At 67.4% G+C, this 16,324-nt stretch carries 19 protein-coding genes and 2 tRNA genes; 13 read left to right on the top strand and 8 right to left on the bottom strand.

Going from position 1 to position 16,324, the window contains the following annotated elements; translation table 11 throughout:
* The first annotated feature begins 69 nt into the window (after positions 1–69).
* Both trpC and AC5P9C_RS09290 read left to right on the top strand, forming a co-directional pair.
* Positions 70–864, top strand: a complete 795-nt coding sequence (trpC, locus tag AC5P9C_RS09295) for an indole-3-glycerol phosphate synthase TrpC (protein ID WP_049432395.1) — start codon at positions 70–72, stop codon at positions 862–864.
* Positions 861–1,577: a haloacid dehalogenase-like hydrolase gene (locus AC5P9C_RS09290; protein ID WP_005419826.1), complete on the top strand. Its 717-nt coding sequence runs from the start codon at positions 861–863 to the stop codon at positions 1,575–1,577. The genes trpC and AC5P9C_RS09290 overlap by 4 nt, the downstream gene beginning before the upstream one ends.
* Positions 1,578–1,693: 116 nt before the next feature.
* Here the strand turns inward: AC5P9C_RS09290 and AC5P9C_RS09285 are convergent, their stop codons facing one another.
* Positions 1,694–2,455 (bottom strand): sulfite exporter TauE/SafE family protein, encoded by a 762-nt coding sequence (locus AC5P9C_RS09285; protein ID WP_053461581.1) that lies wholly within the window; start codon positions 2,453–2,455, stop codon positions 1,694–1,696.
* A gap of 62 nt (positions 2,456–2,517) precedes the next feature.
* Positions 2,518–3,207 carry a cAMP-activated global transcriptional regulator CRP gene (crp, locus tag AC5P9C_RS09280; protein ID WP_010482649.1) on the bottom strand — a complete coding sequence of 230 codons (690 nt, stop codon included), beginning with the start codon at positions 3,205–3,207 and terminating at the stop codon, positions 2,518–2,520.
* A 149-nt stretch (positions 3,208–3,356) separates the two neighbouring features.
* On the opposite strand from crp, the gene speD reads away from it, so the two are divergent.
* Together speD and AC5P9C_RS09270 are read left to right on the top strand one after the other, a co-directional pair.
* Positions 3,357–4,151, top strand: coding sequence for an adenosylmethionine decarboxylase (speD, locus tag AC5P9C_RS09275; protein ID WP_005411315.1), 795 nt, complete (start codon positions 3,357–3,359; stop codon positions 4,149–4,151).
* 168 nt (positions 4,152–4,319) lie between these two features.
* Positions 4,320–4,640, top strand: coding sequence for a DMT family transporter (locus tag AC5P9C_RS09270; RefSeq protein WP_005419816.1), 321 nt, complete (start codon positions 4,320–4,322; stop codon positions 4,638–4,640).
* A gap of 55 nt (positions 4,641–4,695) precedes the next feature.
* On the opposite strand, the gene coq7 is transcribed toward AC5P9C_RS09270, so the two are convergent.
* Positions 4,696–5,340: a 2-polyprenyl-3-methyl-6-methoxy-1,4-benzoquinone monooxygenase gene (gene coq7 / locus AC5P9C_RS09265; RefSeq protein WP_033833579.1), complete on the bottom strand. Its 645-nt coding sequence runs from the start codon at positions 5,338–5,340 to the stop codon at positions 4,696–4,698.
* A 196-nt stretch (positions 5,341–5,536) separates the two neighbouring features.
* On the opposite strand from coq7, the gene rplM reads away from it, so the two are divergent.
* Both rplM and rpsI read left to right on the top strand, forming a co-directional pair.
* Complete coding sequence (rplM, locus tag AC5P9C_RS09260; protein ID WP_005414692.1) at positions 5,537–5,965, top strand: 50S ribosomal protein L13; 429 nt, start codon at positions 5,537–5,539, stop codon at positions 5,963–5,965.
* 2 nt (positions 5,966–5,967) lie between these two features.
* Entirely contained in the window at positions 5,968–6,360 is a 393-nt protein-coding gene (gene rpsI / locus AC5P9C_RS09255; protein WP_019661502.1) for a 30S ribosomal protein S9, read from the top strand.
* 323 nt (positions 6,361–6,683) lie between these two features.
* Here the strand turns inward: rpsI and AC5P9C_RS09250 are convergent.
* Both AC5P9C_RS09250 and AC5P9C_RS09245 read right to left on the bottom strand, forming a co-directional pair.
* Positions 6,684–6,758, bottom strand: a tRNA-Gln gene (locus tag AC5P9C_RS09250).
* Between the two features lie 55 nt (positions 6,759–6,813).
* Positions 6,814–6,890: transfer RNA gene (locus AC5P9C_RS09245), tRNA-Met, on the bottom strand.
* Positions 6,891–7,010: 120 nt separating this feature from the next.
* Here AC5P9C_RS09245 and AC5P9C_RS09240 point away from each other — a divergent pair.
* The 3 genes from AC5P9C_RS09240 (at position 7,011) to bfr (ending at position 8,563) form a co-directional block, all read left to right on the top strand.
* A complete protein-coding gene (locus AC5P9C_RS09240) occupies positions 7,011–7,631 on the top strand; it encodes an RNA pyrophosphohydrolase (protein WP_033833578.1) in 621 nt (206 codons plus the stop codon).
* Positions 7,632–7,739: 108 nt separating this feature from the next.
* Positions 7,740–7,949 carry a (2Fe-2S)-binding protein gene (locus AC5P9C_RS09235; RefSeq protein WP_005411309.1) on the top strand — a complete coding sequence of 70 codons (210 nt, stop codon included), beginning with the start codon at positions 7,740–7,742 and terminating at the stop codon, positions 7,947–7,949.
* 143 nt (positions 7,950–8,092) lie between these two features.
* A complete protein-coding gene (gene bfr / locus AC5P9C_RS09230; protein ID WP_033833577.1) occupies positions 8,093–8,563 on the top strand; it encodes a bacterioferritin in 471 nt (156 codons plus the stop codon).
* Between the two features lies 1 nt (position 8,564).
* Here bfr and AC5P9C_RS09225 read toward each other — a convergent pair whose 3' ends face one another.
* From AC5P9C_RS09225 to AC5P9C_RS09215, 3 genes are read right to left on the bottom strand one after another with little or no spacing between them, the layout of a single operon-like run.
* Positions 8,565–10,790, bottom strand: coding sequence for an ATP-binding protein (locus AC5P9C_RS09225; protein ID WP_343540898.1), 2,226 nt, complete (start codon positions 10,788–10,790; stop codon positions 8,565–8,567).
* A 1-nt stretch (position 10,791) separates the two neighbouring features.
* On the bottom strand, positions 10,792–12,681 hold the full coding sequence (locus AC5P9C_RS09220; protein WP_057494321.1) for an EAL domain-containing protein: 1,890 nt from the start codon (positions 12,679–12,681) through the stop codon (positions 10,792–10,794).
* Between the two features lie 44 nt (positions 12,682–12,725).
* Entirely contained in the window at positions 12,726–13,343 is a 618-nt protein-coding gene (locus AC5P9C_RS09215) for a DUF4126 domain-containing protein (protein ID WP_057494320.1), read from the bottom strand.
* A gap of 179 nt (positions 13,344–13,522) precedes the next feature.
* Between AC5P9C_RS09215 and AC5P9C_RS09210 the strand changes: the two genes are divergently transcribed.
* From AC5P9C_RS09210 to nudC, 4 genes are all read left to right on the top strand, one after another.
* Positions 13,523–14,266: a DUF6776 family protein gene (locus AC5P9C_RS09210; RefSeq protein WP_005411304.1), complete on the top strand. Its 744-nt coding sequence runs from the start codon at positions 13,523–13,525 to the stop codon at positions 14,264–14,266.
* Between the two features lie 4 nt (positions 14,267–14,270).
* The gene (locus tag AC5P9C_RS09205) at positions 14,271–14,735 is read left to right on the top strand and encodes a bactofilin family protein (RefSeq protein ID WP_049467999.1); all 465 of its coding nucleotides are present in this window, start codon (positions 14,271–14,273) and stop codon (positions 14,733–14,735) included.
* Between the two features lie 31 nt (positions 14,736–14,766).
* Complete coding sequence (gene erpA / locus AC5P9C_RS09200) at positions 14,767–15,159, top strand: iron-sulfur cluster insertion protein ErpA (RefSeq protein WP_005419789.1); 393 nt, start codon at positions 14,767–14,769, stop codon at positions 15,157–15,159.
* A 116-nt stretch (positions 15,160–15,275) separates the two neighbouring features.
* The gene (gene nudC / locus AC5P9C_RS09195; RefSeq protein WP_057494318.1) at positions 15,276–16,181 is read left to right on the top strand and encodes an NAD(+) diphosphatase; all 906 of its coding nucleotides are present in this window, start codon (positions 15,276–15,278) and stop codon (positions 16,179–16,181) included.
* The last annotated feature ends 143 nt before the right edge of the window (positions 16,182–16,324 follow it).

The following is a 16,324-nucleotide window of genomic DNA, read 5'->3' as shown; positions in this document are numbered from 1 at the left end:
GGTTCAGCCTGACCCCGTCGATGGCCGATAATGGCCGTCCTCACCGCCCCCCGCACCGACCCGAAGACGATGAGCGACATCCTGCAGACGATCCTGGCCCGCAAGGCCGAAGAAGTGGCCCAGCGCCGCGCCCAGCGCCCGCTCGAGGCGCTGCAGGCCGCCGTGGCCAGCGCCCCGCCGGTACGTGGCTTCGTGCGCGCGTTGCAGGCGGCGGTGGCCAACGGCGACCCGGCGGTGATCGCCGAGGTGAAGAAGGCCAGCCCGTCCAAGGGCGTCATCCGCCCGGACTTCCGCCCGGCCGACATCGCCGTCAGCTACGAGTTCGGCGGTGCCAGCTGCCTGTCGGTGCTGACCGACGTGGATTTCTTCCAGGGCGCCGACGCCTACCTGCAGCAGGCGCGTGAGGCCTGCACGCTGCCGGTGCTGCGCAAGGACTTCGTGATCGACGCCTACCAGGTGTACGAGGCACGCGTGCTGGGCGCCGACTGCATCCTGCTGATCGTGGCCGCGCTGGACGACACCCAGCTGGCCACGTTGTCCGAACTGGCGTTGTCGCTGGGCATGGACGTGCTGGTGGAAGTGCACGACATCGATGAACTGGAGCGCGCCCTGCAGGTGCCGGCGCCGATGATCGGCATCAACAACCGCAACCTGCGCACGTTCGAGGTGTCGCTGCAGACCACGCTGGACATGCAGCAGGCCGTGCCGCGTGACCGCCTGCTGGTCACCGAGAGCGGCATCCTCGGCCCGCAGGATGTCGCGCTGATGCGCGATGCCGGGATCCATGCCTTCCTGGTCGGGGAGGCCTTCATGCGCGTGGAAGAGCCGGGCGAGGGCCTGCGTCAGCTATTCTTCGCGGCATGACAACGCACTATCCAACGCCGCGCGAGGATGCGCCGCTGGTGGTCTTCGACTTCGACCACACTCTCTACGACGGCGATTCGGGCACCCACCTGTTCGCCTCGCTGATCAAGCGCAACCCGTTGCGCATGCTGGCGGCACTGCTGGTCACGCCGATCGCCGGGCCGATGGTGGCGATGCTGCCGACCCGCCGTGCGGGCATCTCGGTCTATGTGTGGATCGGCAGCTTCGGCCTGCACCGTGCCCGCGACTTCAACAAGGTGATCGACGCCTACGTGCTGCGCAATCAGGCGCAGATGCGCGCCAAGCTGCTGCCGCAGGCGCTGGAGGTGTTCGCCGCGCACCGTGCCAAGGGCGACCGCGTGGTGGTCGCCACCGGCGCGCCGCCGGAACTGGCACGCGCGATCCTGGCCTTCGTGGCCCATCAGGACGTGCCGGTGATCGGCACCGAGGTCGGCCCGCGGCTGGGCGGCGTCGGCCCGACCCGTCACTGCCACAACGAAGAGAAGATGCGCATGCTGCGCGAGCGCGGCTATGGCGACATCGATATCGCCTATTCCGACAGTACCGCCGACCTGCCGCTGCTGCTGGCGGCCAAGGCGCCGGTGGTGGTGAACCCGAAGCCGGGCCGGGTGGCGTTCTTCCGCCGCGTGCTGCCGGCCGGCACCCGCATCCTCAACTGGGGTTGCGTGGACCGGGGCGGCGACAAGGCGTAGCCCGGGGCCAGATCCCGTCGGGGGCCTGACCCCATCGCACGATGACGGATCTGCCGGCCAGCGGCCGGCACTACCCTCCTCCGTCGCGGTAGTGCCGGCCGCTGGCCGGCAAACGCTCAATGCCCCAGGTACCCGTACACCGCGTGCCCGACCTGGAACAGGCTGATCCCCAGCACCAGCACGCCGACGGCCACCAGCACCCAGCGCTCTTTCACCCGCTTGACCAGGATCGCCGCCACCGGCGCGGCCATCATGCCGCCGATCAGCAGGCCGGCGACGATCTGCAGGTGCTGCACCCCCATCGACAGCAGGAAGGTCGCCGACACCGTCAGCGTGACCACGAACTCGGCTGCATTGACCGTACCGATCGTGGTACGCGCCTGGCCACCACGGGCGAGCAGGGTGGACGTGGCGATCGGCCCCCAGCCGCCACCGCCGCTGGCGTCGAGCAGGCCCGCGAAGAAGCCCAGCACCGGTACCCGGCGGATCTCGCCCTTGGGCATCCAGCGTCCGGCCGCGCGGGCCAGGATGATGATCGCCAGCACCAGCAGGTACAGGTAGATCAGTGGCCGGATGATCTCGCCCGGGATCTGCGTGAGCACGTACGCGCCCACGGCACCGCCCACCGCGCCAGGCAGGGCCAGGCGCAGGAACAGGCGTTTATCGACATTTCCGGCTGCGAGGTGCGACACACCCGAGGCACCAGTGGTGAAGACTTCGGCGGTGTGGATGCTCGCGCTGACCTGCGCCGGCGGCAGGCCCATGCTCAGCATCACCGACGAGGACACCAGGCCGAAGGCCATGCCCAGCGCGCCGTCGACCAGCTGTGCGCCCAGGCCGATGAGGATGAACCACCAGAATTCGCTGCTCAGCTCCATGTCCCGAGCCTAGCGCGCGAAGGAGTGCGGACCAAGGTCCGCACCCACCGGGTGCTCAACGGTCAACGGGTGCCGTACAGCACCACGGTCTTGCCGCGGGCATGCAGCAGGCCGTCGGTCTGCAGCTTCTTCAGCACGCGGCCGGCCATTTCGCGCGAGCAGCCGACCAGGCGTGCCAGTTCCTGGCGCGAGACGCGCAGCTGGCTGCCCTGCGGGTGGCTCATTGCTTCCGGTTCCTGCGCCAGGTCGTGCAGGGTGCGCACGATCCGGTCGGTGACGTCCAGGAATGCCAGTCGGCTGGCCTTGCGGCTGGTGTCGAGCAGGCGCTTGGAGATCTGCTGGCCCAGCGCGTACAGCAGGCGCGGGGCATCGGCCGACAGCGGGCCGAGGAACAGCTGATGCAGGCGCTCGTAGCTGATTTCAGCCAGCTCGCAGGCGGTGCGGGTCCGCAGGATCACCTCGCGGCGGTCCGATTCGACGAACAGGCCCATCTCGCCGACGAACTCGCCGGCACCGAAGTAGCCCAGCACAAGCTCGCGGTCGTCATCTTCCTCAGCCATGATCGAAACCGAGCCGCTGATGACGTAATACAGGGTTCCCGCCGGGTCACCGGGTCGGAAGACGTCGGTACGGGTGGGATATCGCCGCCTGTGGCTGTGCGCCAGGAAACGATCGATTGTGGCGATATCCAGGGCCAGTGGACTGCTAGCTAGGCGCACGGTTGACACGATAGGGGCGCTCCCTCTGCGCATGAACGGATTCACGGGGTCGATAGCGGAGCTTAACCAGCGCAATTGTTAAGGGCAAACAGTGTGCCAGAACTCTTGCGTCTTCACGTTCCCCCCGGGGGCAGTTTGCCCCATAATTCCCCCTTTCCCTTCTTACACAGGAATCGACCGCCGTGGTCAAGCCGTTGCCTCGCCTGAGGCTGCAGGGTTTCAACAACCTCACCAAGGCGCTGAGCTTCAACATCTATGACGTGTGTTACGCGCGCACCGAAGAGGAGCGTCAGCGTTACATTGAATACATCGATGAAGAGTACAACGCCGACAGGCTGACTCAAATCTTGACCGATGTCGCCGAGATCATCGGTGCCAACATCCTGAACGTGGCCCGCCAGGACTACGACCCGCAGGGTGCCTCGGTGACCATCCTGATCTCCGAAGAACCGGTGATCGACAAGAAGCTGGCCGGCAAGGAGCTGATCTCCGACGCGGTGGTCGCGCACATGGACAAGAGCCACATCACTGTCCATACCTACCCGGAAACCCATCCGCAGGAAGGCATCGCGACGTTCCGCGCGGACATCGACGTAGCCACCTGTGGCGTCATTTCCCCGCTGAAGGCCCTGAACTACCTGATCGAGAGCCTTGAGTCGGACATCGTGATCATGGACTACCGCGTCCGTGGCTTCACCCGCGATGTGAAGGGCAAGAAGCACTTCATCGACCACAAGATCAACTCGATCCAGAACTTCCTGGCCAAGAACATCAAGTCGCGTTACGAGATGTTCGACGTCAACGTCTACCAGGAGAACATCTTCCACACGAAGATGCACCTGAAGGACTTCGACCTGGATCAGTACCTGTTCGAGGAAAAGGCCAAGAACCTGTCGTTCAAGGAGCGCATGAAGATCGAAGCGCTGCTCAAGCGCGAGATCGAAGAGCTGTTCCACGGCCGGAACCTGTCCGAGTAAGCCCCATGCGCGATGCCTGCAGGCATCGCCGCCCCAGGCGGGACGACCCGCCCCGTGGAACTGGTGTCGCACCTGCGATATTGTTCCACGGTGATGTACCGACCCACGGCCCGGTGTGAAAACACCGGGCCGTTTTGTTTTCCCAAGAAAGGTAAGGAGCCCCCACCGATGCCCTGGATCTACCTGCTGCTGGCCGGCCTGTTCGAGATCGGTTTCGCCCTCGGAATGAAGTACTCGGAAGGTTTCAGCAAACCCCTGCCCACCGTTGCCACGGTGGTGTCGGCCCTGATCAGCCTGTACCTGATGAGCCAGGCGATGAAGAGCATTCCGGTCGGCACCGCCTACGCGATCTGGACCGGCATCGGAGCCATGGGCGTGGCGGTGCTGGGCATCTACCTGTTCAACGACAGTGCGTCGCCGGCCCGCCTGGCCTGCGTGGGACTGATCGTGGCCGGCGTGATCGGCCTGAAGCTGGTCTCGCCGAACTGATCGGTCGTGCCGGCCGCTGGCCGACCGGGCGGTTACAACGGACCGCGTGTCGCGGCTACAGCCGGTAGGCAATGGCCTTCATCACCCTGGAGGCCAGGGCCATCGCGCCGGGGATCGGGAACGGCAGGCGGCGTGCGCCGGCCTGCTCGGCATGCTCTGCATGGCGTGCCTCGTCTTCCTTCATCACCTGGATGACCGCGCGGCTGCGCAGGTCGCCGGCCGGCAGGTCGACCAGGTGCTCGTCCAGATGGGCTTCCACCTGGCGCTCGGTCTCGACCACGAAGCCCAGGTTCCAGCCGTCGCCACGCAGCCCGGCCAGGGTGCCGATGGTGTAGCTGCCGGCGTACCACAGGGGGTTGAACAGGCTGGGACGGCTGTCCAGCTCGGCCAGCCGGGTGGCGCACCAGGCCAGGTGGTCGGTTTCTTCCTGGGCCGCTTCCAGCAGGTGGTCACGCGTGGCCGGGTCACGGGCCACGGCGGCCTGCCCGAAATACAGGCCCTGCGCGCAGACCTCGCCCACGTGGTTGATCCGCATCAGGCCAGCCGCGTGGCGGCGCTCGGCGCGATCCATGCCGGGCTCGCCGGTGTCCGTGGCGGGGTAGGGGCGGGCCGCCGGCGGGTTGCCGAACACGGTGTCCAGGGCGCGCTGCGCCTCGGTCAGCAGGTGGTCCAGCGGGGTGGTCTGGCGGAGCACGGTCATGGCGGTACGCGGCGGGGCGGAAGACCCGTCGATTCTCGCCCGGCCCCGTCCCCCTGCCAACCCGCGGCGGGGCCGGCTTGCATCGCGGGCGTGACCTGCGTACAATCCCGCCTCTTGCGCTTCACCTTTCACAACGCGTGGCAGAGTTCCGGCGAGTCCTTCGCCGCAATGAGCCCGACCTAACCTAGAGTTCTTCATGAGCACTTTCACTGCCAAGAACGAGACCGTCCAGCGCGACTGGTACCTCGTCGACGCCGAGGGCAAGACCCTGGGCCGTCTCGCCACCGAGCTGGCCCGCCGTCTGCGTGGCAAGCACAAGCCGGTCTACACCCCGCACGTTGATACCGGCGACTACCTGGTCGTCATCAATGCAGAAAAGATTGCCGTCACCGGCAAGAAGCTGCAGGACAAGATGTATCACCGTTTCACCGGTTACATCGGCAACCTGAAGACCGAATCCCTGGCCCAGGCGCTGGAGCGCCACCCGGAGCGCGTGATCGAGATCGCCGTGAAGGGCATGCTGCCGAAGGGCCCGCTGGGTCGCCAGATGTACCGCAAGCTCAAGGTCTACGCCGGCACTGAGCATCCGCACGCCGCACAGCAGCCGCAGGTTCTGGATATCTAATCATGGCTATCACTCAAAACTACGGCACTGGCCGCCGCAAGTCCTCCACCGCTCGCGTGTTCCTGCGCAAGGGTTCGGGCAACATCACCGTCAATGGCCGTCCGCTGGACGAGTTCTTCGGTCGTGAGACCGCGCGCATGATCGTGCGCCAGCCGCTCGAGCTGACCAAGAACACCGAAAGCTTCGACATCCTGGTCACCGCCGCTGGCGGCGGCACCACCGGCCAGGCCGGTGCGATCCGTCTGGGCATCGCCCGTGCGCTGGTCGAGTACGACGAAAGCCTGAAGTCCGAGCTGCGCAAGGCTGGCTTCATGACCCGCGACGCCCGTGAGGTCGAGCGTAAGAAGGTCGGTCTGCACAAGGCCCGCCGCGCCACCCAGTTCTCCAAGCGCTGATCCACCGCGCCTGGTTGGGCCCCTTCGGGGGCCCGCTGGATGGAAAAGCAAAAGCCCGGCTTCGGCCGGGCTTTTGTCGTTCTGGGGTCATGGATTTCCGGGTTGCCGGCCAGCGGCCGGCACTACCCATGGTTTCGCATCTCGGAAGGGGTGGGGTCAGAGCCCTTTCCTTTGGAAAAGGATCCGCCCCCGGGCCTCTCTCTGGAGGAGGGTCCCCTTGGTGTTCAAAGGCGCGCGCCGACAGGCGCGGGGATAAGGTGGAATGCGCGACCAGATTAAAAGCAAAAGGCCAGATCTTTCGATCTGGCCTTTTGCTTTTAATTTGGCTGCCCCGGATGGATTCGAACCACCGAATGCCTGAGTCAGAGTCAGGTGCCTTACCGCTTGGCGACGGGGCAAAACGTGCAACTATTTTCTCACTCTTCACACTGAAAAACAACTTGAATTTCAGTGTGGTGGCTATGGGTGGACTCGAACCACCGACCCCAGCATTATGAGTGCTGTGCTCTAACCGGCTGAGCTACATAGCCTTGGTGAGCCCGCTATTCTGCGGATGTGTATGGCCCCTGTCAACACTTTTGTGCCGTGCTTGTGGGCCGACAGACGGCGTGGGATAGTCCCGACCAGTAGATTTTTTAGGAGTCCGCATCGTGATCGATCCGGACGGCTATCGACCGAACGTCGGCATCGTGCTGATGCGGCAGGACGGCCAGGTGTTCTGGGCACGACGCGTGCGCCGGGATGGTTGGCAGTTCCCGCAAGGCGGCATGAATACCGACGAGACGCCTGTCGAGGCCATGTATCGTGAACTGCAGGAAGAGACCGGCCTGCTGCCTGAGCATGTGGAAGTGCTCGGGGCGACACCCGGCTGGCTGCGCTACAAGCTGCCGGCGCGGGCCATCCGCCGCAACGAGCGGCAGGTCTGCATCGGCCAGAAGCAGGTCTGGTTCCTGCTGCGCCTGACCGGCGACGAATCCCACGTGAAGCTGGACCACACCGACTCGCCCGAGTTCGACCACTGGCGCTGGGTCGATTTCTGGTACCCGGTGGAGCACGTGGTGATGTTCAAGCGCGGGGTCTATGCGCGCGCATTGCGACACCTGGCGCCGTTGGCGCGCGGGGTGGCCGGGCCGGGCGTCACCGCCATGCCCAAGAGCGCGGCCGAGGCCTGGATGCCCGGCCACACCGCCGGCCACGACCGGCCGCGCAAGCGCCCCCGAACCCGGGGCTATTGGCCGAAGAAGGCCACCGGCGACGGTCCGGCGAGCTGACGGCCTGAACGGTATCGAGAATGGTTCAGGTCTCTGATTGACAACCATTCTCGTTTCCATTGGAATAGCCAACAGGCCGCTCCTGGCCTGCCAGCCCGGTTCCCGCCTGTGTACGTCTGCATCTGCAACGGAGTCACCGACCACCAGATCCGCGAAGCCGCCAGCCATGGCGTCAGTACGGTGGCCGAGCTGACCATGCGTACAGGATGTGGTGCCACCTGCGGTTCCTGCCTGGACATGGCCGGTGATCTGCTGGCCAAGGCGCGCGCGACCCATGACCTGCCGCTGCCGGTCCTCGGCCTGGCACAGGTCGCCTGAGCGGTTCTTTCGCGGCGCAATGACGCCGCGCTTTCGCATCCTTCACGCGCGGCCGCGCAGGCCAATGCGCACGATTCGCGTTCCTTCACCCCGATACGCAAGGCGTTAAAGTGCCTGCGTTTTCAGCGTGCAGGAGCATCCCCATGAAGGGCGACACCAAGGTCATCGAATTCCTCAACAAGGTCCTCTACAACGAGTTGACCGCGATCAACCAGTACTTCCTGCACGCCAAGATGCTGAAGAACTGGGGCATCAAGGAACTGGCCGAACACGAGTACAAGGAATCGATCGACGAGATGAAGCATGCCGACATGCTCGCCGACCGCATCCTGTTCCTCGAAGGCCTGCCGAACTTCCAGGCGCTGGGCAAGCTGCGCATCGGCGAAAACCCGACCGAGATCCTGCAGTGCGACCTGTCGCTGGAACGCGATGGCGTGGTCACCCTGCGCGAGGCCGTCGCCCATGCCGATTCGGTCGGCGACTACGTCAGCCGCCAGCTGTTCGTGAAGATTCTCGATTCGGAAGAAGAGCACATCGACTGGCTGGAAACCCAGCTCGACCTGATCGAGCGCATCGGTGAGCCGAAGTACCTGCTGAGCAAGCTGGAAGAGTGAATCAGCCGGACTGGCCGGCGCGATGCTGTGCCAGGTAGCCGGTCAGCGCCACCCGTGCCCGGGCGAATTCGGCCACCAGCAGCGCCACCGCGACCGCGGGGCGCTGCAGGCTGCCACTCCGGGCTTCGTGCTCGATCCGCTGCGCGACCGCCGACAGCGACAGCGCGCCCACGTTCGCGCTCGATGATTTCAGGCTGTGCGCGAGCGCCTGCAGGCGCGGCTCATCACCGGCCCGCGCGGCCTGCTGCAGCTGCTGCACCATGACCGGTGCATCTTCCAGAAAGACCGTAACGATCTGGGTCGCAGCGTCGCCGATCACCGCGCGCAGTTCGTCCAGCACCCCGCGGTCGAGGACCGGTTGCGGCGTCGTGCCGACCGGGCCGTCATCGCCTTGTGGCGCCTGCTCCAGGCCGTCGCCAGCGACGTTGGCAGCCGCGCCTGCCGCTGCCGCCGGCTCTACGGAAGGCAGCGGCAACGACGCCGCGTTCCGGCGGCCCCAGCGCTGCAGCAGCGCGTGCAGCGTGGCGCGGTCGATCGGCTTGGACAGGTAATCGTCCATCCCCGCCTGCAGGCAGCGCTCGCGGTCGCCGGCCATGGCGTTGGCGGTCATTGCGATGATCGGCAGTCGCGCACGGCCGGTTTCTGCTTCTTCGGCACGCCAGTGGCGCGTGGCGGCGTAGCCATCCAGCACCGGCATCTGGCAATCCATCAATACGACGTCCACCTCACCCTGGCGCAGGGCAAGCAGTGCCTGCTCGCCATCGGCCGCATTGCGGACCTCGCACTGGAACACGCGCAGCAGCTGCTCGGCCACCATCCGGTTGACCGTGTTGTCCTCCACCAGCAGCACGCGCAGATGCAGCGGCGGCAGTGAAGCCACCGGTTGCGCGTCATCCGCGTTGGCCAGCAGTGCTGCGGGGCGCGCAGGGGTGGCCGGTGCAGCCAGCAGCGCATGCACGGCGGCATCGTCGAAGTGCGTGGGCAGCTGGCGCTGGCGCGGTCGTTGCGCCGGTGCGTCATCCTGCAGCCAGAGCACCTGCAGTGTGTCGTCGTCACCGCGCTCGGCCAGCGCCTGCTGCAGCGTCGCCTCGCCGCTGCGGCGCGCGCGCGCATCGACCAGCAGCCAGGCCGGTGCCGGTTGTCCGGGCCGTGGCGCCGCGCGCAGGCGTTCGACCACGGCGTCCAGCTGCGACAGAACCTGTACCTGCAGCCCATGGTGGGCCGCGATGCGCCCGATGCGGGCCTGCAGCGGCGCGTCGGCACTGAACAGCAGCAGCGGGGCCGGCGCCCGCGACATCGCGGGCAGGTCGCCCGGTACCTTCAGCAGCGGAATCTCGAACCAGAACGTAGCACCCTGGCCGGGCGTGGACTGCACGCCGATGCGGCCGTGCATCAGGTCGATGATGCGTTTGCAGATGGCCAGGCCCAGGCCGGTGCCGCCATAGATGCGGGTGGTCGAGGCGTCGGCCTGGCTGAAAGACTGGAACAGGCGCGCCTGCAGGGCTTCATCGATGCCGATGCCGGTATCGATGACCTCGAAGCGCAGCTGGTGCTGTGCGGCGCCTTCGCCCAGGCGTAGCACGCGCAGCTGCACGTGGCCGCGCGCGGTGAACTTGATCGCGTTGGCCAGCAGGTTGCTCAGGACCTGGCGCAGGCGTACCGGGTCGCCGCGCACCGGCAAGCGCACCGATGGATCAAGCTGCAGGGCCAGGGCCAGGCCCTTGGCATCGGCCGCGCGCTGCATCAGCTGGACGACGCCATCGAGCAGATCGCGCAGGTTGAAACTGGTGATCTCCAGTTCCAGCGCCTGTGCCTCCAGCCGTGAGTAATCGAGGATGTCGTCGACGATGCGCAGCAGCTGCTGCGAACTGGCCGAGGCAGTGGCCAGCATCTGTCGCTGGTCTTCGCCCAGCGGCCCGCGCGCGATCAGCTCCAGCATCGGCAGGATGCCATTGAGCGGGGTGCGGATCTCGTGGCTCATCGTGGCCAGGAACTCGCCCTTGGCCAGCGCAGCCGCTTCGGCGGCCTGCTTGGCCTGCAGCAGCTGCTGCTCGAGCTGGCCCTGGCGTTCGGTGGTGCGGCGCAGCTGGTCGCGCTCGGCGGCGAGCGCGTCGTGGGCGCGCCGCAGCTGGGCCAGTGCCTGGGCGCGCGCGCGCAGGCGCAGGCCCACCACCAGCGCCGGGGCGGCTGCAGCGAGGGCAACCAGCAGCACGCCCCACAGCGGCACGTCAGAGCACCGCGTTGTGGAAGTCGAAGTTCAGGTCGCTGCCGGCCGACTGCACCATGTTGCCCTGGATGTAGTCCACGCCGCCGACCCACATCGCCGCAGCCGCCTGCGGATCCTCGATCTGCTGGCCGATGATCTTCAGTCCGGCGGCATGCGCCTGTTCGATCGCCTTGCGCAGTTCCTCGCGCGTGGCGGGGTTGGAATGGCTGCTGGAGAAGCGCGCGGCCATGCGCACGAACGACAGCGGCAGCTGGGTCAGCAGGGCGTCGGCGTCGCCGCCGGGTTCGAACTGGCTCAGGCAGAAGCGCACCCCGGCACTGGCCATGCGCTGGCAGAACTGCTGCAGCGGCACGGTGTGGATCAGCGCATCGGGCAAGCGCACGTCGATCACCAGCGCAGCGCCGGGCAGGTCACGCTGCTGCAGCGATTCCAGCAGCCAGTCGGCGAAGGCATCGCGCTGCAGGGTGCGCAGCGACTGCGAGACGAACAGGTTCAGCGGCTGCGTCGCGTGCCGGTACAGATCCAGCAGCCCCAGCGCGTGGTCCATGACCTGCTGGTCGAGGTCGGCGATGCGGCCCGCTGCTTCCGCCGCCGGGATCACCTGGCCGGCGGCCAGCACCGTGCCATCGGCCTGGCGCAGGCGCAGCAGCAGCTGGTACTGCGCGGTGTTGCCACCGGCGACGGCGACGATCGGCTGGTAGGCCAGTTCCAGCTGGCCTTCCAGCAGCGCCAGATGCTCCTGTTCGGTGACCGCCTGGCGATGCACATGGCCCGCCACGCCGGCACTGAGCAGGCGGGCCTGCAGGGTGGTGCGCTCGACCGCCTCCAGCGCACTGTTGGCATCCTCGAAGCCCGGTGACAGGGGGGCATAGCCGACCACGCCGCGCAGGTGCACCGATTCGTCGTCGCGGATCACGAAGGCGCGCGCCGACAGCTGCTCGCGCAGGGAAGCGGCGATGCCCTCCAGCGCGTCCTCGTCGGCGTTGCGGGCCAGCAGCAGGAAGCTGTTGTCGTTCAGGCGGGCCAGCAGGTGCGGATGCCCGGCCTCGGCCAGGCGCTGCCCGGCCTGCACCATCAGCCGTTCAAACGCGGCATAGCCATAGCGCTCGCGCAGGCCCAGCGCGCTGGCCACTTCGACGAAGAACACGCCGCCGCGGTCGCGGTGGGCAAGTGCGGTGTTGAGCTGCTGCAGCACGTGATGGCGCGTCGGCAGCCCGGTTTCCGGATTGCTGGTGGCCGGTGCGCCGCTGGCACCAGGCAGGGTCGCCGCCTGGGCGCGTGCGCGGCGGATGCGGTTGGCCACCGCGGCGATCAGGTGGCGGGGCCGGATCGGCTTGCTCAGGTAATCGTCGGCGCCGCTGTCGAGTACTTCGAACTGGCGCTCCGGATCCGGATCACCGCTGAGGAACACGATCGGCAGCAGCTGCAGGCCGGGCTGCTGGCGGATCAGTGCGGTCAGCCGCATGCCATCCAGCCCGGGCAGGTGCAGATCCATCAGGATCAGGTCGGGGCGGTGTTCCTTGATCGCCTGCAGCGCGCCATCGGCGTCGCTGTGCACGATCGCCTGCATGCCGGCGCCGTGCAGCACGCTCTGCGCGAACAGGGCCTGCGCACGATCGTCTTCGACGATCAGCACGCGGTAGGGCGAGTCCGATGACGGTGGGGCAAGATCGTTGTTGCCGGCTTCGGCCGCGGTGATCGGACCGGGCAGCGGCGGCGGTGCGCCGTTGACCGGGGCAGGCACATCGGCCGCCACGGCGGGCGGGGCCGCAGCCATCGGTGCGGCAACCGCAGGCGGCGCCACCTCCGGCGTCCAGCGTTGCCAATGATCGGCCGGAGGGGTTTCAGCGCGTCCCGGGCGGGCGCCCGCGGGGGATTCGTTTGCGGCCATCGGTGCTCCTGGTGTTCGCGTCCATTATGCGACAAGCCCGGTGCTCAACCGGTACCGGTGTGCCCCGGCGGTGCTGCCGATGCACCGCGCGCCAGCCAGCGCACGCCCTTCCACAGTGCGCGCCAGACCAGCCACACCAGCAGTGCGCCGGCCAGGCTGCAGGCCAGCACCACCACCAGGGCGATCCACGGATGCGCCAACGCCAGTGCCAGCCCGCCGACCACCACGGTGTCTTCGGCAGCGGAGGCCACCCAGTTGCTGGCCGGTTCCGGTGAGGTGTTGAGCAGGGCGCGGGTGCCGGCCTTCAGGCCGTGGCTGGCCAGGGCGACGCCGGCACCGGCGGCGAGTGCGCCGGCGCCGAGCTGACCGTCCGGCGACAGGGTGGCCGCTGCGAGGAACGCGCCGGCCGGCACGCGTGCAAGCGTCTGCACCAGGTCCCAGACCGAGTCCACGCCGGGAATCTTGTCGGCGAAGAACTCGGCGATGGCCAGTGCTGCCGACGTGCCCAGCACCCACCAGGATTCGGTGGCCTGCAGGGCGGGCGGCAGCTCGACCCAGCCGAGCAGGCCGGCCAGGCCGACGCCGAACACGGTGAGGTAGACGCGGATTCCGGCCAGCCAGGCCAGCAGGATGCCGATCACGAACAGGTGGGCTTCGGTCATGGCGGTGCTCCGGCGACGGAACTGTGCAGGGGGCCACACTATCGACGATGGCGTGCCTGAACGCCACAGACCGTGCCCGGCCAGGGCGCAGGAAACCCCCTCGTCCTGTCATACACTAACCCGTCGTTTGCCACAGGGGCCGTACCGGTGTCGCCCTCGCGATACCCCGGAAACCACCCATGACCAACCGTCCTCCCATGCGCGTGCAGGTCCGCCTGCCCGGCGCGCCGCAACCGCCTGCCGACCGTCGCCGCCTGCTGGTGATCGGCGGCATCTGGCTGCTCAGCCTGGTGCTGGCGGTGCTTGGCGGCTGCTGGATGGCCACCCCGCGCGATGCCCAGGGCCAGCGCCTGCAGGCCGCCGAGAAGCGTGCCGAGACGCTGCAGGCGCAGTTGACCGAGCTGCGCCAGAAGCAGGCCACGCTGGAAGCCTCCGATCGCATCAGCCGCGCCGCCAACACCGAGGTGCAGTCCTCGCTGGCCGAACGCGATGAGGAAATCGCCGGGCTGCGCGCCGATGTCGCCTTCTACGAGCGACTGGTCGGCTCGACCAGCCAGCGCAAGGGCCTGAACACCCATTCGATCGAGTTCAGCCCGGAGGCGGCCGGCACCTGGCAGTACACCGCCGTGCTGACCCAGAACCTCAACCGCGGTGCCATCAGCCAGGGGCAGATGCGCTTCACCGTGGAAGGCGTGAAGAACGGCAAGCTGGCCACGATCAGCTGGGATGATCTGCACCAGCGCAGCAAGGTGCCGGGACAGGATTACTCGTTCCGGTACTTCCAGCAGCTCACCGGCAGCGTGATGCTGCCGGCTGACTTCACCCCGCAACGCGTGCGGGTGACATTGGGGAGTGGTACGGGGGGTACCACCCAGGTATTCGACTGGAAACAGGCCGGTGCGCCGGCCAGCAAAGGGGAGTAGGCAGATGTTCGGAAGCAGCAAATCCAACCGTGACGGCCAGCTGGTGGTGGATGCCCTGATCGGCAACCAGGTGGTGATCCGCGGTGACGTGGAATTCAGTGGGGGGCTGTATGTGGAAGGCCGCATCCACGGCAAGGTGATTGCCAGCGAAGGCGCCAGTGGTGCAACCCTGACGGTTGCCGAGCATGGCGTGATCGAGGGCGAGATCCGCGCGCAGGTGGTGGTCATCAGCGGCCGCCTGGACGGCGACGTGCATGCCACCGAGAAGGTCGAACTGACCCCGAGCGCCCGGGTCAATGGCAATGTCCATTACCAGGTGGTGGAGATGAATGCGGGGGCTCAGCTGAACGGCCGCCTGATCCATGCCAGCGCACCGGTCGCGGCGCTGCCGGCACCGGACGGCGACGAGGCCAAGGGCGACAAGGGCGACACCGCCGCGCGCCGCAAGCTGGCCGAGGCGATGGCTTGAAAGCCGTCGCCGGCACCCCCATGCTGGCAGCATGAGTACGCTAGTCTCCCTGCCCGGCGCCACCCCGGTTGCCGCGCCCGATTACCAGTCACTGGAGCGTCCGCTGAACTTCACCGAGTCGGCGGCCGCCAAGGTCAAATCCCTGATCCAGGAAGAGGGCAACCCCGACCTGGCGCTGCGCGTGTACATCGAGGGCGGTGGCTGTTCGGGCTTCCAGTACGGGTTCGAGTTCGATGAGAACCGTGCCGAGGACGACCTGGCGGTGCAGACCAGCGGGGTGACCCTGCTGGTCGACCCGCTGAGCCTGCAGTACCTGATGGGGGCCGAGGTGGATTACACCGAGAGCCTGACCGGTGCGCAGTTCGTGATCCGCAACCCGAACGCGAAGACCACCTGCGGCTGCGGCAGCAGCTTCAGCATGTAGCAGATCCACGCCACGCGTGGATGCGCGGTGCCCGCGACCGCGCCTGTGGACCACACGGGCAAACTGCGCACAGTGCCGACCTTGCCACCCGCCTCGATTGGCGGCACGCTTGGCGGATGCCCAATACTCCTTCGCCGCTTTCCGGTTTTGCCTTCGTTGGCGAACCCCTGGAGCGCGCCGATGCCCTGCGCGAGGATGCCGATGCATTGGCGCGCCTGTGGCCGGGCGCGCGCATCCTCGTCCTCGATCAGGACGGCAGCGCCTTCACCGGCGATGATGACCAGCCGTTGGCGCTGACCGGCGCCGACATCGGTGGTGGCCCCGGTGCTGCGATCTTCCTTGGCCTGCGTGGGGAACAGGCGTGGTTCTCGGTCGAAGCCGCCAATGTCACGGCGAGCGCACCCAGACGCCTTGATCTGCGCCAGGCGGCCTTGCTGTGGTCGACGGCTGACGCGACCGCCTTCAGCTATGCCCGCGGCATGTCCTACTGGCACTCGCGCACCCGCTTCTGCGGTGTGTGCGGCGGTGCCGTGGCATTCGCCCGGGGCGGCTTCGTCGGCCGTTGCGCGCAGTGTTCCACCGAACATTACCCCCGCGTGGATCCGGCCGTGATTGTCGCGGTGGAAAACCAGGGGCGGTTGTTGCTGGGCCGGCAGTCGAACTGGGCCCCGCGTCGTTACTCGGTCCTGGCCGGCTTCGTCGAACCCGGCGAGACCTTCGAGCAGACCGTGATGCGCGAAGTCCATGAGGAGAGCAAGGTGCGGGTAACCGCCTGCCAGTATCTCGGATCGCAACCATGGCCGTTCCCCGGCGCGCTGATGGTCGGCTTCCGTGCGCAGGCACTGGACGACCTGCCGACCGTGGATGGCGAGCTGGAGGATGCGCGCTGGTTCAGTGCCGACGAAGTTGGCGCTGCGCTGGCCCGTGATGTGGAGGATGACGGCGAGGGGATCCGCCTGTCGCCGCCGATCTCGATTTCGCGTGGGCTCATCGAGCACTGGTACCGCGAGCAGCAGGGCTGAGCCGACGCTGCCGCCGGGCCGTGGTGGCCGCTGTATTGCCGCCACCTGAACACGGCCCGGGTTACAGTCCGGTTCACCGCTGAGGGGGCCGCTGCGACAGGTAAGGTAGCGGCGCCGAGCGTTCTGTTTCGTAGGGAGACCTG

The sequence above is a fragment of the Stenotrophomonas sp. YJH_SMC_10 genome (assembly GCF_059371555.1).
The sequence above is the reverse complement of the archived record's forward strand: the minus strand, read 5'-3'. Positions and strand labels throughout refer to the sequence as shown.